We start from the raw sequence: 15900 nt of genomic DNA, 5'->3' as shown, positions 1-15900 counted from the left end.
TTCTAATTTATTTATTATTAATGGTTCTCTTGTTATATTTGTAGCTTTAATTACAATGTTAAGTAAATTACGTTATACAGATACAATTGAAAACTTAAATGTTATGGAAGAAACATCTTCAAAAGTTAATAAGTCATAGAGTTTTATATAGGGAGGAATTAAATTGTTGGTATGTGAAGATCATGTTGTAACTGCTTTAAAAGAATTACAGATACCCCATATACAAATGTTATTACCAAATACACGTACATGTAATTTCTGTGAAAATTATGCTGTATTTTCTTTATATGTATCATCTTTTTGGAAATCACCAGGATATAAAATAAATGATTGTAATTTTCAAAAAGCAACGAAATGTTGATTTTAGTTTCTATAGTTACAACAAAAAAAGCAGGAATGACTGCTTTTAAGCGTGTAATCAAGCGACGAAGCCAAGGTTAAATTCTTAATTGAATAAATCCCTCCATAACGATTTGACCACGGATCGTTCCAGTAATCGTAGCATTTTGTCCTGAAGCAAGTAAAGCAACCGCAAATAATGTACTCGCAAGCGCTACTCCTAACGTAGGACTTAATATTACACTAACTTCTAATTGATAATAATTCTTATAAAGTAATTATTGTTGACAAATTGATGTTGTGAGTTTAGAATTCACTTAACATTATTATTAACTATTTAACAATAATGTTGAGTTAAATAACTTACAACCCAATTACTAGCAGTTGAATCATAGGGATTTGAAGATTGAATAGATAACAACATTTCGAATTAGGAGGGTGTATTGAACGGTGTTTTTTTTCGGAAGAGCACTATCAATATTAGTTATCGTATTTTATTGGAAATAAATAATCAAAATAATCCAGCCATAAGCTCAAATAATGGTGGCTTATTGGACATATTATCTTTGTAATTCTTTATTTCAGCGGTCTATTTGGTCAATTACTAGCCGTTATTTCAACCACATTTTTTACTGACAACGAACAAATTTATACTGATTTTTTGATTCACTATTAATACTAAAGAACAAGAAAAGGATGAAAATATAATGAATAAGAATTTATTCTCAGCTACTGATTCAATCATTCAAGATTTTGAAAAAAAAATCAATGGAACAATTTTATTGAAGGAACATTCAGATTTTGAAGAAGTTCGCCACATTTGGAATCTGGTCGTCGATGCACAACCTGCTTTAATTGTACGTTGTAAAAATACCGAAGATGTAGTTGCCTCACTTGCTTTCGCAAAGGAACACCAATTACCGATTGCTGTGCGAAGCGCTGGTCACAGCTTAGCAGGATTTAGTGCTGGGCATCAATGCTTAGTAATTGACTTGTCACAAATGAAACAAATTGAACTTGATGTGGCATCCCGTACTGCTCGAATTGAACCAGGAGCAACTTGGGGAGACGTAGTCGATGTCCTACAACCGCATGGTCTTGCAATCACATCGGGTGATAATGCTGGTGTCGGTGTCGGTGGCCTTACTCAAGGAAGTGGGATTGGTTTTATGGTACGTAAATATGGTTTAACAATTGATCGATTAAAAGCAGTTGAACTCGTAACTGCAGAAGGGGAAATCATTCGTTCTAGTAAAAATGAACATCCAGATTTATTTTGGGGTATACGCGGGGGAGCTGGTAACTTTGGAATTGTGACTGCTCTGGAATTTGATGTTCACGATGGCGGTGAAGTTTTGGGTGGATTTCTATTCTACGAAGGTGCAAATGCTGCAGACCTCCTTAAAATAGGACAATTAGCCGAAAAAGCACCGGAAGAGCTTACAACCAGCATATCCATTATGACAGCACCAGACCCATTTGTTCCATCGGAGTACCATAATAAGCCTGTTTTAGCTGTGATGTTTTGTTACACAGGTAATTTGGAAGAAGGCGAACGAGTAATTGCACCTTTTAGAGAAATTGGAACAGTCATTGCCGATATGGTTAAACCAATGGCTTATCCTGATCTTATGGAAAATTTAGATAATCGATTCGGCTATATTAGCCGAAATATGTATCTTCCTTCATTTGACCATCAAACAGCCGAAACATTTGTTAAAGATATTAATGAGCATCCATTTCCTCCTTTCGCGGTAATACAATTGCGTGTCCTTGGCGGTGCCGTAAGTCGTGTACCAGCTGATGAAACTGCCTTTGCTCATCGGGATAAACCCTTTTTAGTCATAGTTCAGAACATTTTCATGACTAAAGAGCAAGAAGAAGGAAGTCGTGCACTAAATAAAAAACTCTGGCAAACAATCCAAGCCTTTTCTGCTGGAGCAGAAATCAATTTTCTAGGGGATGATGAGAAAAATCGCCTAAATGATGTTTATCCTGACAAGACACTCGATAGATTAATTAAATTAAAAAAACGATATGATCCTGAGAATATTTTTAAGAGCAATTTAAATGTCCCTTCTAAGGTACAATAGCAAGGGAGCTGAACAGGCACCTAATGTCAAGTGCCGAATTTTATCTCATTTAGTATTTTAGAAACTAGAACAAACACAAGAGAGATGGATTGGATCCGCCTCTCTTGTTTAGTATTGTATTCAATCAGTTGCTGCGTTTTCTATGGATTATCAAGAATAGTCCAGTCAATATCATTCCTAGACAGAATACAGCATAATTTCCATAAGATGTTGTGGTATTTGGCATTTCTCCACCATTGTCCGCGTTGTTATTTTCATTCATGCCATTACCCATGTCGAATCCGTTATTCATGTCAGACCCATTGTTATTATCGCCTTGACCTGGTAATGTGAGTTCTTCATAGCGTTCTTTATTTTGATATGGATATTTGTCACAGGCGATGCCGTTACGCTGATCATTACGGACGACATCCAATCGGTTCACGTTATTATTGATGGAACCTCCCTGCTCTAAAAAGTATATTTGCGCTTCTTTTTGGGATTGGAAATCCTCGCAGTCCTTATCAATGGTATAAGCTGCAAGCGTTTTATGTACGCCGGTAAAACCGACCAATACAGAAGGAATTACCAGCAGATTCATGAGTTTCTGCTTCAAGATGAAAGCTCTTTGTTGTTTGGGCAGTAGATTTTGAACTGCTCTACTATCCTTTGTATGAATAATGAAAACAATTTCTTAGCAAATGTAATAAATATAGTTGTTCATGTATTTCAAGGGGATTTATTTATTTATTTATTTATTGAATTGTTTTTAAACTTTTTAAACTTAAAAGTTGAAAAAGTTTAAAGTTAGTATTATTATATAATCAAGGAATGATTGGTGTGATTTTACTCTCACTTTTACTCTCCATGTAATAATAGAACCCGTTTCCGTGGATCATTATCAATCGTTCCTAAAATATTAAAGTATTATAGAAGAATGGTACAATGAGCATATTAATTATTAAGTATAAAAAATAATTGAGGTGTGATTATTGAGATACCATTTAGAAGACTTTTGTGGATTTTCTATACATCGTACATATCTAGGATTAAAAAATTATTATAAGTAGATATTAGCTCCTTTGATATAACTCCAGATCAGTGGATAATTATGATGATTCTTTGGGGAAAAGATGGCATAACACAAAAAGAAATAGCAGAAAAAGCATATAGAGATGAAACAATTGTTGGTCGCATGATATACAATATAGAGAAAAAAGGTTTTATTCAGCGCTTGCAAGATAAAAAAGATCGTCGATTTTTGAGTGTTTATGTAACAAAGAAAGAAATAGAAATTAAATCTGAAGTATATTCAGTCAGTATAGAATATGAAAAAAAGGTTACACAAGGGTTATCAGAGAAAGAGTTGATTTTTTCGAATGAGATTCTTGATAAAATCTTTAAAAATAGCATTTGATAATTATTTATCTCCCCCGAAGAAGCTTAATCTTAGAGGGAGAATAGTAAAAGTAAAAACAAACATATCATGTAGTGGGGCTATTATTAGTTGTTAAATTGTATTGAAAATTTACAATGGGTTTCACCATCAGTTTGACAACATACCCTATCAACATGTTTTGTTCCTAATACATTTTGGAACATAGCTGTTTCACAACGGCAGGCTTTTTTAAAGTGACTTGCTACAGAAAAGATAGGACAATTGTATTCGATCAATTCATAGGAATCATCATCGATTTTTGTAAGTTCAGTCATGTAGCCTTTTTCGTTTTGAATTTTTGCTAGTTCTGTCACTTTTTGTTCTGGATTTTTATTTAACATATTTGAAAGATATTCTTTTTCTAATCTATCTTGTCTTTTATCAAATAAAAAATCGATAACTTCATTTCCTTGAGATTCTTGTAAGTCATGTAAAAATTCTACAGTCATACTTTCGTAATTTTTAGGGAATCGTTCTTCGGATTTAGAGGTTAATGAGTATACCTGTAAAGGTCGGCCCATTGGTTGTTTGATTTCATTTATTTGAATTAGAGAATCGCGTTCTAAAGTATTTAGATGTTTTCTAACAGCTACTTCACTAATATTTAATAATTGAGCAAGTTCTTTTACTGAAAGTTGGTGTTCTCTTTTCAATAATGTTAGCACTTTATCTCTTGTGTTAGTTCGTGCAACCATATTTCTTTCACCCACCTTGTCAATGATTGTATCGTAAATCGTATTTTAAAATGAACAGGCAATTTATAGATTAGTTGCTATAATACATTATTTCGAAACTTTATTAACTTTTTAGTTATTAAAGTTAAAAAAATGGAGGAATTAACAATGAATAAACACGTATTACCTATTTTACCATATGGATTTAATGAATTAACAGCATTTATTGATGAAGAAACGATGAAACTACATCATGGAAAACATCACCAAACGTATGTCGATAAATTAAATGATGCAATTGCAAATTATCCAGAGCTACATGATAAAAGTGTAGTTAATCTGTTAAAAGATATTGATCAACTTCCAATGGAAATTCAAAACGCTGTTCGAAATAATGGAGGAGGCCATTTGAACCACTCTCTATTTTGGGAAATATTGAAACCAGGAGGAGAAAACAAACCAACAGGTTCGATTCATACAGCAATCCAAAATGATTTAGGTGGTACATGTGGATGCAATACATTTAAAGAACAATTTACAAATGCTGCTGTAAGCCGATTCGGATCAGGTTGGGCATGGCTTGTTGTAAATGAGAATAAAAAATTAGAAGTTATGAGTACAGCTAATCAAGATAATCCAATCATGGATGGGAAAACGGCTATCCTTGGATTAGATGTATGGGAGCATGCGTACTATTTAAATTATCAAAATAGACGTCCTGAATATATATCAAACTTCTTTAATGTAATTAATTGGAATGTAGTTTCGGAAAAGTACAATGAAGCGATTAAATAAAGTGAAACTTTAATCAGTGGGGAGTTCTTCATCCTTCACTGATTATTAGCCCTCATCAATCGGGATTTTACGGGCGGTTTATATTCCACTTAACTTCTTTGTTTCTGCCGAATGTTAAGTTTGAAGTATTACTGCCCGTTAATGAGGGATAAATAGATAAATAAATAAGGTATAAAAGAGGTGTAACATCTATGGAAAAACAACAAGTATTTGATATTACAATTATTGGTGGTGGCCCCACTGGTTTATTTGCTACTTTTTATGCAGGCATGCGGAATATGAAAGTGAAAATCATTGATAGCTTACATCAATTAGGTGGACAACTGGGTGAGTTATATCCAGATAAATATATTTATGATGTGGGCGGTTTTCCTAAAGTATTGGCTAAAGATTTAGTTAAGAGTTTAGTTAGTCAAGCAGAGTATGCTTCTCCGGAAACATGTTTAGAGGAGACTGTTTTAGAAATTAAACAAGATGATGGATATTTTGTATTAATTACAAATAAAGGGGTTCACTATTCTAAAACTATCCTTATAACGTCTGGTATTGGTGCTTTTGAACCTAGAAAATTAAATATTAGTAACGAAAAAGAGTATGAAGGTAAAAATTTATACTATCAGGTGAAAGATATAAATCATTTCAAAGATTCCAAAGTGCTTGTATGTGGTGGGGGCGATTCAGCAGTTGATTGGTCTTTAATGTTAAAAGATATTGCTGCAGAAGTTACACTTTGTCACAGACGTTCAGATTTTAGAGCGCATGAAAGTAGTGTCGATGCTCTTTTAAACTCAAATGTAAAGATAAAAACACCTTACGCAATTAAAGAGTTGATAGGGGATAGAGAAAGCATTCATAAAGTAATAATTGTAGATAAAAATGGTACGGAAGAAGAGATTGAGATAGATCATGTTATTGTGAATTATGGAAGCGTATCTTCACTGGGACCAATTAAAAATTGGAATTTAAATATGGACAAAAATTCTATAATTGTAAATACAAAAATGGAAACAAATGTAAAGGGTATTTATGCAGCGGGTGATATTTGTACTTATGAAGGTAAAGTGAAACTGATTGCGGTTGGATTAGGCGAAGCACCTATTGCGGTTAATAATGCAAAATCATTTATTGATCCGTCATCACGTGTTCAGCCTTTGCATAGTACGAGTGTGTTTAAATAGGGAGTTAATAAAATGAAGTTATTAAGTGTACCAGGATATTTAGGTGGAAAAAAGACAGTAAATGAAGTGTTAATGAAAGCCAAAAACAAAATCCGTATTTAGAAATAGAATTAATTGATTTAAAAAATTATCACGTTGAATTTGTAGAAATAGAGAAAATAAAATTCTTTTAGGGTATGAAAGGGAATTCAGCCATTTATGTAGAAATTGAGCTTGTATTGAATTTCCTAAAAGGGAGATAGAAAAATGACAATAATTGAAAATGAGAATAAAAAGGCTTTTCATTGTACCCAAAATTAACAAAAAACCTATCATTTTTTGACTGGAAAAATAACAGTGATAGTATCAGGAGAACAAAAAAACGGAGAATATGCCTTGGCACATGTTACTGAACCACCAAAATTAGGACCACCACTTCATATTCACCATGAAGATGATGAATCATTTTATATCTTAAAAGGACAGGTCACCTTCTATATAGGAGACGAGATTATTGAAGCATCAACTGGAGACTATGTATTTGCACCTAAAGGTATTCCTCATAGGTTAGTATCAGGTCCAGAGCAAGCAGAATTTCTTGTTACGTCAACCCCAGCAAAATTTGATGCATTTGTAAAAGAATTAGGTACTCCTGTGTCTAAAGATGCAGACCTTCCTGAAGTAAAAACGCCTTCTCCAGAAGAGCTTCAACACCTTGTAAAAGTTGCAAAGGCTTTTAATATGACAATCCTAGGTTAAGGATATAAATTAGTTCAGGTTTCTCTAGAAAAGACCCACTTATTTCATGGAATAAGTGGGTCTTTCTTATAGCTGTAAGTGTTATATCAAAAGAGAAACTTCTAAATAAACGTTGCTCTTATTAGCAAAAATTGTTACAAAAATGGAATAAGGAGATGAAGCTTCGGATTAACCAGCAAGAATGATAACATTTTGAGCAACCATCGCTTGATCTATCTCCTTTAAAAGGACTTTTCAATGAGATTGAATGCTACTCGTTATCCCTTTTTCAAGAATCGATACCCATCTGGAAATCGATTCGAATCAAGTATAATGGAACTGAAATGGATGAAGACTTTATTTTCGTCCTCTCCATTTAATTGAATGAAACCATATCCTTCTTCAGCTCTATACCATTCCACAATTCCATGCTGTTTCTTCTTCATTATTTACGCTCCCTTATGAAAAGACTGGTGAAAATGGTTGGAGAATCAGCGGTTCTAACAACAGGAAAAGCACCAGCATTACTTTGCGCAATAAAAAAAATTCAAAAAATGGTTGAAAATGACCGTTACTGTGTGGACATTTTAGTACAGATTTCAGCAATTAATGCTGCTATGAAAAAGGTTGGTATGAGTATACTAAAAAATCATACCAGTCACTGTGTATCCAATGCGATAAAAAATGAGAATGGTGAGGAATCAATCGAAGAGTTAATGGCAGTATTTGACCGTTTCTCAAAATCATAATGTAGTATATAGCAAGCCGGTTTATTAACTGGTTTATTTTTTTTTATGTTTAAATACCTAATAGGGGTATGGTAAATTCGTATTAGAAAGACATTAGTTTCTAGTTAGTACAGTATATTAATTTATGTTTATGAACGCTAATGAAACATGTTGTAATACAAGGCATATGAATGGAAATTATCCAGAAGAAATTCAAAATAATTTAATTAATAGAATAAATAGGATTGAAGGGCAAGTGAAAGGTATAAAAAACATGATTGTGAAAAAAACTTATTGTGATGACATTTTACACCAAATATCTGCAGCACAAGCTGCATTAAGTTCAGTTTTATGTTTGTTATTAGAAAATCATATAAATACATGTGTGATTGAAAGATTGAAGCAAGATGATCCAGAAATAATAAATGAGTTTTTAAAAACAATTTCTAAAATAACAAAATAAAATTTCAAACCCCTATTGATTACCGTAGGGGGGTATGGTAATATCGGTGTGTAATCAAAATCTTAACTACTCCAAGGAGGAATTATAATGGAAAACGTAACATTACAAGTTGAAGGCATGTCTTGTGGTCACTGTGTAAACTCTATCGAAGGGAATGTTGGAGCTTTAAATGGTGTTGAAAATGTAAAGGTTCATTTAGATAAAGGGAGTGTAGAAGTAAAATTTGATTCTTCGGTCGTTACTCTGAAAGATATTTTAGCTGTAATTGAAGACCAAGGGTACGAAATTCAATAATAGATTATTATATATAATGGGAATCGTACTATAATGGTACGATTTCTTTCGATGAAAAATATACTCCTATCGGGTATGAGACAGAGGTGAATGAAATGAATGGACAAAAAGAAACCACTCTCCAAATATCAGGAATGACATGCGCAGCTTGTGCAAACAGAATTGAAAAAGGGCTAAAAAAAATTGAGGGTGTAGAAGATGCAAATGTTAATTTCGCGCTTGAAAAAACACAAATCAAATATGATCCAGATAAAACGGACATAAAGGAATTTAAAGAAAAAGTCCAATCTTTAGGGTATAGCATTGTAAGTGATAAAGTTGAATTTGATATTACAGGAATGACATGTGCAGCCTGTGCAAACAAAATTGAAAAACGTTTAAACAAGTTAAATGGGGGTGAAAAAGCAACCGTTAACTTTGCGCTAGAAACAGTTCTTGTAGAATACAACTCTAATCAAGTTTCTATTCCTGATATGAAAGAGGCAATCAAAAAGCTTGGCTATGGACTGGAACAAAAGCAAGAAAAAATGGGAGAACAAGTAGACCATCGTCAAAAAGAAATTGAAAAACAACAAGGAAAATTTATTTTCTCTCTCATCTTATCAATCCCACTGTTATGGGCAATGGTGAGTCATTTTGAATTTACACGTTTTATTTGGTTGCCAGATATGTTTATGAATCCGTGGGTACAATTAGCTCTCGCAACACCAGTTCAATTTATAGTTGGGAAACAATTTTACGTCGGAGCTTTTAAAGCATTAAGAAATAAGAGTGCAAATATGGATGTACTTGTTGCACTAGGTACATCAGCTGCTTATTTCTATAGTCTTTATTTAAGCTTTATGTCAATTGGTTCAAATGCTCATATGGTAGACCTATATTACGAAACAAGTGCAGTTCTTATTACATTAATTATATTAGGTAAACTGTTTGAAGCTAAGGCGAAAGGACGTTCATCTGAGGCAATCAAGAAATTGATGGGATTGCAGGCGAAAAATGCAACAGTCGTTCGTGATGGAAAAGAGTTGGTAATTCCAATTGAAGAAGTTTTGAAAGAGGACATTGTTTACGTAAAACCAGGTGAAAAAGTACCAGTTGACGGTGAAATTGTTGAAGGAAGATCAGCACTTGATGAATCTATGCTAACTGGTGAAAGTATTCCAGTTGATAAAACAGTTGGAGACACTGTTATTGGTTCAACGATTAACAAAAATGGATTCTTAAAAATAAAAGCAACAAAAGTTGGAAAAGATACAGCGTTAGCTCAAATTATTAAGGTCGTTGAAGAAGCACAAGGCTCAAAAGCACCAATTCAACGTTTAGCTGATGTCATCTCAGGTATATTTGTCCCGATTGTCGTTGGGATAGCTATCGTAACTTTCCTTGTTTGGTATTTTGCTGTTAGTCCTGGAGAGTTTGCAGTTGCTCTTGAAAAATTTATTGCCGTTTTAGTTATCGCTTGTCCTTGTGCACTTGGTCTTGCAACGCCAACTTCTATTATGGCTGGATCAGGTCGTGCGGCAGAATTCGGTATTTTATTTAAAGGTGGAGAGCACCTTGAAACGACACATCGATTAGATACAATTATTCTTGATAAAACAGGTACGGTTACAAATGGTAAGCCAACTTTAACAGATATTATTTTAGCAGAAGGTATCGATAAAACTGAGTTTCTACAACTGGTTGGTGCCGCCGAGAAAAACTCAGAACACCCACTTGCCGAAGCGATCGTCGAAGGTATTAAAGAAAAAGGGATTGCGTTAGGATCTTCCGACACTTTCGAAGCAATTCCTGGTTTTGGAATACAATCAACAGTTAACGGTAAAGAGTTATTAATTGGTACACGTAGACTGATGGCGAAATATAACATCAATGTTCAAACTGAATTATCGAAAATGGAGAATTTAGAAAAGCAGGGTAGAACAGCTATGCTAGTTGCCATCGATCATCACTATGCAGGTATTGTAGCAGTAGCAGATACAGTGAAGGGTACATCAAAAGAAGCGATTGCTCGTTTACAAAAAATGGGCTTAGAAGTGGTTATGATAACAGGAGATAATAGCCAAACAGCGAAGGCTATTGCTGAGCAAGTTGGCATTAAGCATGTTATCGCTGAAGTTTTACCAGAAGGTAAAGCGGAAGAAGTGAAAAAGCTTCAACAGTCCGGTAAAAAAGTAGCCATGGTAGGGGATGGAATTAACGATGCTCCTGCATTAGCAACAGCTGATATTGGTATGGCGATTGGTACAGGTACTGATGTAGCGATGGAAGCAGCAGATATTACTCTTATCCGAGGCGATTTAAATAGTATTGCAGATGCTATTTATATGAGTAAAATGACGATTAGAAATATTAAACAAAATCTTTTCTGGGCCATTGCGTATAACTGTATAGGTGTTCCAATAGCGGCAGCAGGTTTCTTAGCTCCATGGTTAGCCGGTGCAGCGATGGCATTTAGTTCTGTATCAGTTGTTCTTAACGCATTAAGACTACAGAGAATTAAGTTAAAAGCTTAATAATAGGAAGGAGGGCGTACGTATGAAACGTAGTATAATGATTTGGGCAATTTCGGGTATTGTGTATCTTGGAGTAGTTATTGGAGGATACAGTATATATGCAAGTGTCAATCCAAAAACTGCAGAAAATACTAATCATGCAGTCAACAATCAGAAGGAAGAAAAAGGAGATAAACAATATAACGCACATGCAGGCCACGATACAAAAGGGAATAGTGAGGTTACACCAAAGGTGTCCTATACTAATGGAGAAATTACAATTGAATTAAAAGACAAAAATAATAATGCTCCTGAACTGGAAGTTTCCCATGAAAAGCTCCTGCATTTAATTGTAGTTAGTTCAGACTTAAAAGAATATCATCACTTACATCCGGAAGAAAAGAACAAAGGAGTATATTCACAGAAGTTCAATTTGCCCGACAATTCTTATAAAGTATTTGTTGATATAAAACCGAAAGATTTAAATTATGTAGTAGAGCCTATTCAGTTACATGTAGGTGAAGCGCATAAGGAACAGCATGTAAATGACTTAGTTGTCGATACAGATTTTACAAAGACAATAAAAAATCAAGTAGTTGAATTAACAACTAGAGAATTTGAAGTGAACAAAGAAATTAAACTTAACTTTGATGTGAAAAATAATAAACCAGAACCATATCTAGGAGCTTTAGGGCATGTGGTCATCCTAGATGAAAAAGGTGAAAAATTTATCCATGTTCATCCGGTTTCAAATGATAATACAGTGTTTGAAACGCACTTTAACAAGCCAGGTGTATATAAGCTTTGGGCTGAATTCAAGTTTGGAGGGCAAGTAAATGCCTACCCATATGTTATAGAAGTAAAATAAGAAACGAAAAGCCACGCAAGTTTTCTGCATGGCTTTTCATATTATTTTTAGAGATAGAAGCTTAATTTATAAGACAAGACAAGAAAAGTAAACTTAATAAATATATGAAAGGTTTGATTATAACAAATTGTTTTAGAAAATCGCTCAATGGAGGATGATTAATGATGAGAAATACGCAACTTGAACTAGACCTACTTGTTCAGACTGTAAAGCTGCAAAAGAGTTTCTTTCTGAGAATAAAGTGCAATATGTAGAGTATGATCTCAGTAAGCAACCATTAAAGAAGAAGAACTGAAAGCTGTATCTGGCACAAGAATTGTTCCAGCTTTCGTGTTTAAAAAGGAATCAAAGTGAAATAAAAACTTTACTTAGTATTAGAAAGTGAAGATATAAAATATAACAGCCTATACTATACCTTACAAGGGTATAGTATGATGAGGTTGTAAACAAATATGAAATAGAAAAAAGGATGTGAAGCTCACAATGGAGCCAAAAGAAACAATGGTTAAATTAGCTGTAAACGGTGGGATATCATTTGGTGCAAAATTAAATGCCAAACAACTTTCTGTAATTGCTGAGTATATGAATGATGGTGATGAGATAGAATTAACAACCTTCCAACAGCTGTACATCAAAGTACCTAAAAATAAGTTAGGACTAGTGGAAGAAAAATTTAAGGAAGTTGGTTTGTCCTGTTACCCGATAGGGAATTTTGTAAAAAGTTTAAGAACCTGTAACTTTTGTAAAGGTGCAGAAGAAGAAGGCATGCCAGTTGCAATTGAATTAAATAAGAGGATAGCTGGGAAATCGGTACCTTTTACAATTCGACCTGCATACACTGGATGTCCAATTGGATGTGGTGAACCACTTGTTAATGATATTGGAATTATGAAAATAAGAAACGGATACAATCTATATATTGGTGGTAAAGCAAAAGGGATGGATGCACAAGTTGGTACGTTATTTATGGAGCAGTTAATTCCTGAAAAACTTTATGAAGTGGTAGAAAAAATCATTGATATTTATTCTGAACATGGAAAAAAAAGAGAACCTTTCTTCAAATTTGTTAATCGTTTTGGATTAGATAACTTGAAAAGTCAAATTGTTAGTTAAATGATGAGAGTGAAAAACTTACATTTTTATTTTTAAGGAGGGATTATCTATGTTGGGTTTCTTTGCCCATCCCCCGAAAAGGAGGATTAAGACAAATTATCCCAAATTAGACTTGGATTAAAATTTAAAATCGGTAAAAAGACTAAACTGTAACAAAAACGAACATTTATGTTACAGTTTTTGTTTTCAAATTCTAACACTGATTATGTTGAAATTAGATGTAACTAAATACTGTACCAAAAATAAATCGTCACAATATTAATCTTCTACCTTTTTGTTACATTGATTGGTTATTAGTTTACAACAATCTGTTTTCAATCTAACATGAAATTGGTATATTATGTATTATTCCCCTTTTTCGGGGGATGGGCAAAGTTACCCATGTTGAAAGAAATCAATTTAAATGAACTTGAATAACAAGTAGAAGAAAGAAGTGAAACTATTGTATTAAAATTTACGGCAGATTGGTGTTCTGGGTGTAGACAATTAGCTCCAATTGTTGAGGAGGTTTCAGAACAACTAAGTGATCAAATAGTATTTTTTGATTCTAAAGATGTGTTTTTAGCGAAGATTGGGGAATTTACAAAACAATTAATTGAAAATGCTACAAAATCAATAGATCAGCTTCAAGTAGACAGCAAGATCCAGGAGATGAAAGAAAAAGATTCAGTGGGGAAATGCCCGAAATGTGGGAAAGAAATTGTGAATCGCAAAACGTTTTATGGTTGTAACGGATATAAAGAAAGTTGTAAGTTTTCGCTTCCAGGAGAGTTTTTAGGAAAGAAAATAAGTGAAACTAATGCTAAAAAATTATTAGAAGGAAAGAAGACAGGACTTGTCAAAGGCATGGTAGGAAAGAAAGAGAAGCCGTTTGATGCGTATCTTAAACTTTCGCAAAGTGGGAGGATTGAACTTGAATTTGCTAAAAAATAACCTGGAATCATAGCAGGTAAGGGGAGAGGCAAAAGTGAATATGAAGGCGGTTTTACAAAAAGGGAAATGGGTGTTATTGGCGACTGGACTAGCGATTTTTTCCAGTTTTCTTTTTCCTATATAAGGGGTACCGCCACATTGCTATCAAGCTAAGGTTTTACACTAGCCATAAAGTAAAAAAGACGTTATCCTTTCTGTAGAATTATAGGAAAGGATGGCGTTTCTTTATGAATCCTGTGATTCTTGATGAACTTCAACCAATTGCTGAAGAATTACAACGACATATGTCTTCTCATGTTCTAGAACATCTGGCCAAAGAAAAAGGATTCGTTCAGCGAAAGAGTAAATATCAAGCACCAGAATTAATTGCTTTATGTGTATGGCTTAGTCAACAGGTTGCGAGTACTCCGCTTACACAATTATGTAGCTGTCTAGAAGCATCTACAGGTGTCCTTATAAGTCCTGAAGGACTTAATCAACAGATAATTTATGGCCGGTTGTATTAAAGAAAATGCTTTTTCGAATTGGTCTTCCATTTGAAAATTTTAGTGAGTATGAAATAGCTATAAAAACTTTATTAAATAGAAGAAATAATATTGCTCATGGTACTGAGGGAAAAGGAATTAGCGAAGAAGAATATACTCAGGTTAAGGAAGCTACGTTTGGAATAATGAATGGATTAATTCATTTAATTATGGATGCACTAAAAGAAAAAAAGTTTTTAAAGGTAATAGAAAACTAGGGTATACACTAGCTAACTAAACCAGTATAATCGCTCATCATCTACCCTTTTTTCTGTTTATAAAAACATTGAAGATGAGAAGTTTAGGTATTATATATTAAAGAATAAAGCAGATGTTTTTGATTGTTTAAAAACATTTTTTTTAAAAGGAAGTTCAGTATGAGTGTACTTGCAGAACAAAATTTTACTATGTAATTATACCACTCCCTCCTAATCACCGAGTTTGATACCATTGAGAAAGCGTCTATATCTTAAGGATAAAGGGTTTGTCTTTGTTTATTATTATGGACAGTAATTTGGAGAAATAAACGTACTCGGTGATTAGGGGATAAGAAGCTATTTAAAACATTTGAGGCTTCGGTAATTGAGTAAATAAAAAATACGTTGTTATTCTCGTTGTAAGGAGAGAGGAGAATTTAGTGATTATTGGGATTCCACCCCATGCCCATCAACCCAATATTTTGGAGTACCTCCCAAAAAAATTCACCTCAGATACAACAAAAGAGCCTTACCTCTGTAGGTAAGGCTTCACTAGTATAGCTGTATATATTTACATAACAATTAAGAAACATAAAACATATAATACCAAGTAGCAGAACCCTAACATTCCGCCTACAGCTAGTACCTGTTTACCCCAGCTCTTGAGTTTCAGATTACTGTCAATAATCGCTTGCACTCTTTCCATATTCGTTTCCTCCTATTAAGGAGAACCCTTCAAGACTCTCACCTCGCTATGATAACATTAAAGAATAACTAATAGAGGTCTAATTTTTGTCTGAATATATAAATATGCAATATTGCATATAAGAATGTATTGATAAAAATGTAAGCGCTTACTATAATGAAAGCATAAAGATAAATCACATCTTAGCATCAACAACAGAGGAGGAAATAATATGACAATCGCAATGGCAGTTTTATCATTCTTAGGTGGAGTACTTCCATTAGTAACAGAACTTCTAAAAGCAGTAATGTAAGTTCATTATTCCGCAATTATTTATAAAAATTATCATATCTTAATACGAAAAAAGAGGAGGAAATAATATGGAAA

General features: G+C 33.6%; 17 protein-coding genes and 7 pseudogenes. 19 read left to right on the top strand and 5 right to left on the bottom strand.

Translation table 11 applies throughout. The features are described from left to right. The first annotated feature begins 163 nt into the window (after positions 1–163). Positions 164–361: a hypothetical protein gene (locus B5P42_RS13790; protein WP_113734421.1), complete on the top strand. Its 198-nt coding sequence runs from the start codon at positions 164–166 to the stop codon at positions 359–361. A 10-nt stretch (positions 362–371) separates the two neighbouring features. Here the strand turns inward: B5P42_RS13790 and B5P42_RS13785 are convergent. Beyond that, positions 372–578, bottom strand: a pseudogene (locus tag B5P42_RS13785) (divalent metal cation transporter); the annotation flags it as partial. 543 nt (positions 579–1121) lie between these two features. On the opposite strand from B5P42_RS13785, the gene B5P42_RS13775 reads away from it, so the two are divergent. Next, on the top strand, positions 1122–2432 hold the full coding sequence (locus B5P42_RS13775) for an FAD-binding oxidoreductase (protein ID WP_181458798.1): 1311 nt from the start codon (positions 1122–1124) through the stop codon (positions 2430–2432). A 124-nt stretch (positions 2433–2556) separates the two neighbouring features. Here the strand turns inward: B5P42_RS13775 and B5P42_RS13770 are convergent, their stop codons facing one another. Further along, positions 2557–3027 (bottom strand): hypothetical protein, encoded by a 471-nt coding sequence (locus tag B5P42_RS13770; protein ID WP_113734419.1) that lies wholly within the window; start codon positions 3025–3027, stop codon positions 2557–2559. A gap of 495 nt (positions 3028–3522) precedes the next feature. On the opposite strand from B5P42_RS13770, the gene B5P42_RS13765 reads away from it, so the two are divergent. Then, positions 3523–3828: a MarR family winged helix-turn-helix transcriptional regulator gene (locus tag B5P42_RS13765; protein ID WP_113734418.1), complete on the top strand. Its 306-nt coding sequence runs from the start codon at positions 3523–3525 to the stop codon at positions 3826–3828. Between the two features lie 86 nt (positions 3829–3914). Here the strand turns inward: B5P42_RS13765 and B5P42_RS13760 are convergent, their stop codons facing one another. Continuing rightward, positions 3915–4544, bottom strand: a complete 630-nt coding sequence (locus B5P42_RS13760; protein ID WP_113734417.1) for a helix-turn-helix transcriptional regulator — start codon at positions 4542–4544, stop codon at positions 3915–3917. A gap of 147 nt (positions 4545–4691) precedes the next feature. Here B5P42_RS13760 and B5P42_RS13755 point away from each other — a divergent pair, with 147 nt between their 5' ends. The 3 genes from B5P42_RS13755 (at position 4692) to B5P42_RS13745 (ending at position 7234) form a co-directional block, all read left to right on the top strand. Further along, complete coding sequence (locus B5P42_RS13755; RefSeq protein WP_142674050.1) at positions 4692–5318, top strand: superoxide dismutase; 627 nt, start codon at positions 4692–4694, stop codon at positions 5316–5318. Between the two features lie 191 nt (positions 5319–5509). Further along, entirely contained in the window at positions 5510–6496 is a 987-nt protein-coding gene (locus B5P42_RS13750) for an NAD(P)/FAD-dependent oxidoreductase (protein ID WP_113734415.1), read from the top strand. A gap of 375 nt (positions 6497–6871) precedes the next feature. Further along, positions 6872–7234: a cupin domain-containing protein gene (locus tag B5P42_RS13745; protein WP_258397496.1), complete on the top strand. Its 363-nt coding sequence runs from the start codon at positions 6872–6874 to the stop codon at positions 7232–7234. A 257-nt stretch (positions 7235–7491) separates the two neighbouring features. Here B5P42_RS13745 and B5P42_RS13740 read toward each other — a convergent pair whose 3' ends face one another. After that, positions 7492–7659, bottom strand: a complete 168-nt coding sequence (locus B5P42_RS13740; protein WP_113734414.1) for a cold shock domain-containing protein — start codon at positions 7657–7659, stop codon at positions 7492–7494. 33 nt (positions 7660–7692) lie between these two features. Between B5P42_RS13740 and B5P42_RS13735 the strand changes: the two genes are divergently transcribed. The 13 genes and pseudogenes from B5P42_RS13735 to B5P42_RS32650 form a co-directional block, all read left to right on the top strand. Beyond that, positions 7693–7962: a metal-sensing transcriptional repressor gene (locus B5P42_RS13735; RefSeq protein ID WP_258397495.1), complete on the top strand. Its 270-nt coding sequence runs from the start codon at positions 7693–7695 to the stop codon at positions 7960–7962. A 124-nt stretch (positions 7963–8086) separates the two neighbouring features. Continuing rightward, on the top strand, positions 8087–8404 hold the full coding sequence (locus B5P42_RS13730) for a metal-sensing transcriptional repressor (protein ID WP_113734412.1): 318 nt from the start codon (positions 8087–8089) through the stop codon (positions 8402–8404). Between the two features lie 87 nt (positions 8405–8491). Next, positions 8492–8698, top strand: a complete 207-nt coding sequence (gene copZ, locus B5P42_RS13725; protein WP_113734411.1) for a copper chaperone CopZ — start codon at positions 8492–8494, stop codon at positions 8696–8698. A 95-nt stretch (positions 8699–8793) separates the two neighbouring features. Then, entirely contained in the window at positions 8794–11214 is a 2421-nt protein-coding gene (locus B5P42_RS13720; protein ID WP_113734410.1) for a heavy metal translocating P-type ATPase, read from the top strand. Between the two features lie 22 nt (positions 11215–11236). After that, positions 11237–12061 (top strand): hypothetical protein, encoded by an 825-nt coding sequence (locus B5P42_RS13715; RefSeq protein WP_113734409.1) that lies wholly within the window; start codon positions 11237–11239, stop codon positions 12059–12061. 229 nt (positions 12062–12290) lie between these two features. Continuing rightward, positions 12291–12356, top strand: a pseudogene (locus B5P42_RS33245) (hypothetical protein); the annotation flags it as partial. Between the two features lie 188 nt (positions 12357–12544). Continuing rightward, entirely contained in the window at positions 12545–13174 is a 630-nt protein-coding gene (locus B5P42_RS13705) for an NAD(P)/FAD-dependent oxidoreductase (RefSeq protein WP_113734408.1), read from the top strand. Between the two features lie 432 nt (positions 13175–13606). Next, a pseudogene (locus tag B5P42_RS33240) lies at positions 13607–13705 on the top strand (thioredoxin domain-containing protein); the annotation flags it as partial. Positions 13706–13720: 15 nt separating this feature from the next. After that, positions 13721–14107, top strand: a pseudogene (locus tag B5P42_RS13695) (topoisomerase C-terminal repeat-containing protein); the annotation flags it as partial. Between the two features lie 34 nt (positions 14108–14141). Next, positions 14142–14222 (top strand): annotated as a pseudogene (locus tag B5P42_RS32655) (CPBP family intramembrane glutamic endopeptidase); the annotation flags it as partial. A gap of 112 nt (positions 14223–14334) precedes the next feature. Further along, positions 14335–14589 (top strand): annotated as a pseudogene (locus B5P42_RS13685) (IS4 family transposase); the annotation flags it as partial. Between the two features lie 29 nt (positions 14590–14618). Beyond that, a complete protein-coding gene (locus B5P42_RS13680; protein ID WP_113734407.1) occupies positions 14619–14849 on the top strand; it encodes an MAE_28990/MAE_18760 family HEPN-like nuclease in 231 nt (76 codons plus the stop codon). Positions 14850–14865: 16 nt separating this feature from the next. Beyond that, a pseudogene (locus tag B5P42_RS32650) lies at positions 14866–15012 on the top strand (sporulation protein YhbH); the annotation flags it as partial. Positions 15013–15399: 387 nt separating this feature from the next. Here B5P42_RS32650 and B5P42_RS32645 read toward each other — a convergent pair. Next, positions 15400–15534 carry a hypothetical protein gene (locus tag B5P42_RS32645; protein WP_258397494.1) on the bottom strand — a complete coding sequence of 45 codons (135 nt, stop codon included), beginning with the start codon at positions 15532–15534 and terminating at the stop codon, positions 15400–15402. Positions 15535–15900 lie beyond the last annotated feature (366 nt).

It is taken from the genome of Bacillus sp. SRB_331 (assembly GCF_003264175.1).
Classification (GTDB): domain Bacteria; phylum Bacillota; class Bacilli; order Bacillales; family Bacillaceae_G; genus Bacillus_A; species Bacillus_A mycoides.
Note: the sequence above shows the minus strand (reverse complement) of the source record. Positions and strands in the feature narration are given on the sequence as shown.

What these genes read in the sequence shown, in the direction of transcription:
- B5P42_RS13735 (WP_258397495.1), top strand. Translation starts at nt 7,693, where the DNA reads ATGGTTGGAGAATCAGCGGTTCTAACAACAGGAAAAGCACCAGCATTA.
- B5P42_RS13760 (WP_113734417.1), bottom strand. Translation starts at nt 4,544, where the DNA reads ATGGTTGCACGAACTAACACAAGAGATAAAGTGCTAACATTATTGAAA.
- B5P42_RS13740 (WP_113734414.1), bottom strand. Translation starts at nt 7,659, where the DNA reads ATGAAGAAGAAACAGCATGGAATTGTGGAATGGTATAGAGCTGAAGAA.
- B5P42_RS13720 (WP_113734410.1), top strand. Translation starts at nt 8,794, where the DNA reads ATGAATGGACAAAAAGAAACCACTCTCCAAATATCAGGAATGACATGC.
- B5P42_RS13730 (WP_113734412.1), top strand. Translation starts at nt 8,087, where the DNA reads ATGTTTATGAACGCTAATGAAACATGTTGTAATACAAGGCATATGAAT.
- B5P42_RS13750 (WP_113734415.1), top strand. Translation starts at nt 5,510, where the DNA reads ATGGAAAAACAACAAGTATTTGATATTACAATTATTGGTGGTGGCCCC.
- B5P42_RS13715 (WP_113734409.1), top strand. Translation starts at nt 11,237, where the DNA reads ATGAAACGTAGTATAATGATTTGGGCAATTTCGGGTATTGTGTATCTT.
- B5P42_RS13680 (WP_113734407.1), top strand. Translation starts at nt 14,619, where the DNA reads ATGCTTTTTCGAATTGGTCTTCCATTTGAAAATTTTAGTGAGTATGAA.
- copZ (WP_113734411.1), top strand. Translation starts at nt 8,492, where the DNA reads ATGGAAAACGTAACATTACAAGTTGAAGGCATGTCTTGTGGTCACTGT.
- B5P42_RS32645 (WP_258397494.1), bottom strand. Translation starts at nt 15,534, where the DNA reads ATGGAAAGAGTGCAAGCGATTATTGACAGTAATCTGAAACTCAAGAGC.
- B5P42_RS13755 (WP_142674050.1), top strand. Translation starts at nt 4,692, where the DNA reads ATGAATAAACACGTATTACCTATTTTACCATATGGATTTAATGAATTA.
- B5P42_RS13705 (WP_113734408.1), top strand. Translation starts at nt 12,545, where the DNA reads ATGGAGCCAAAAGAAACAATGGTTAAATTAGCTGTAAACGGTGGGATA.
- B5P42_RS13765 (WP_113734418.1), top strand. Translation starts at nt 3,523, where the DNA reads ATGATGATTCTTTGGGGAAAAGATGGCATAACACAAAAAGAAATAGCA.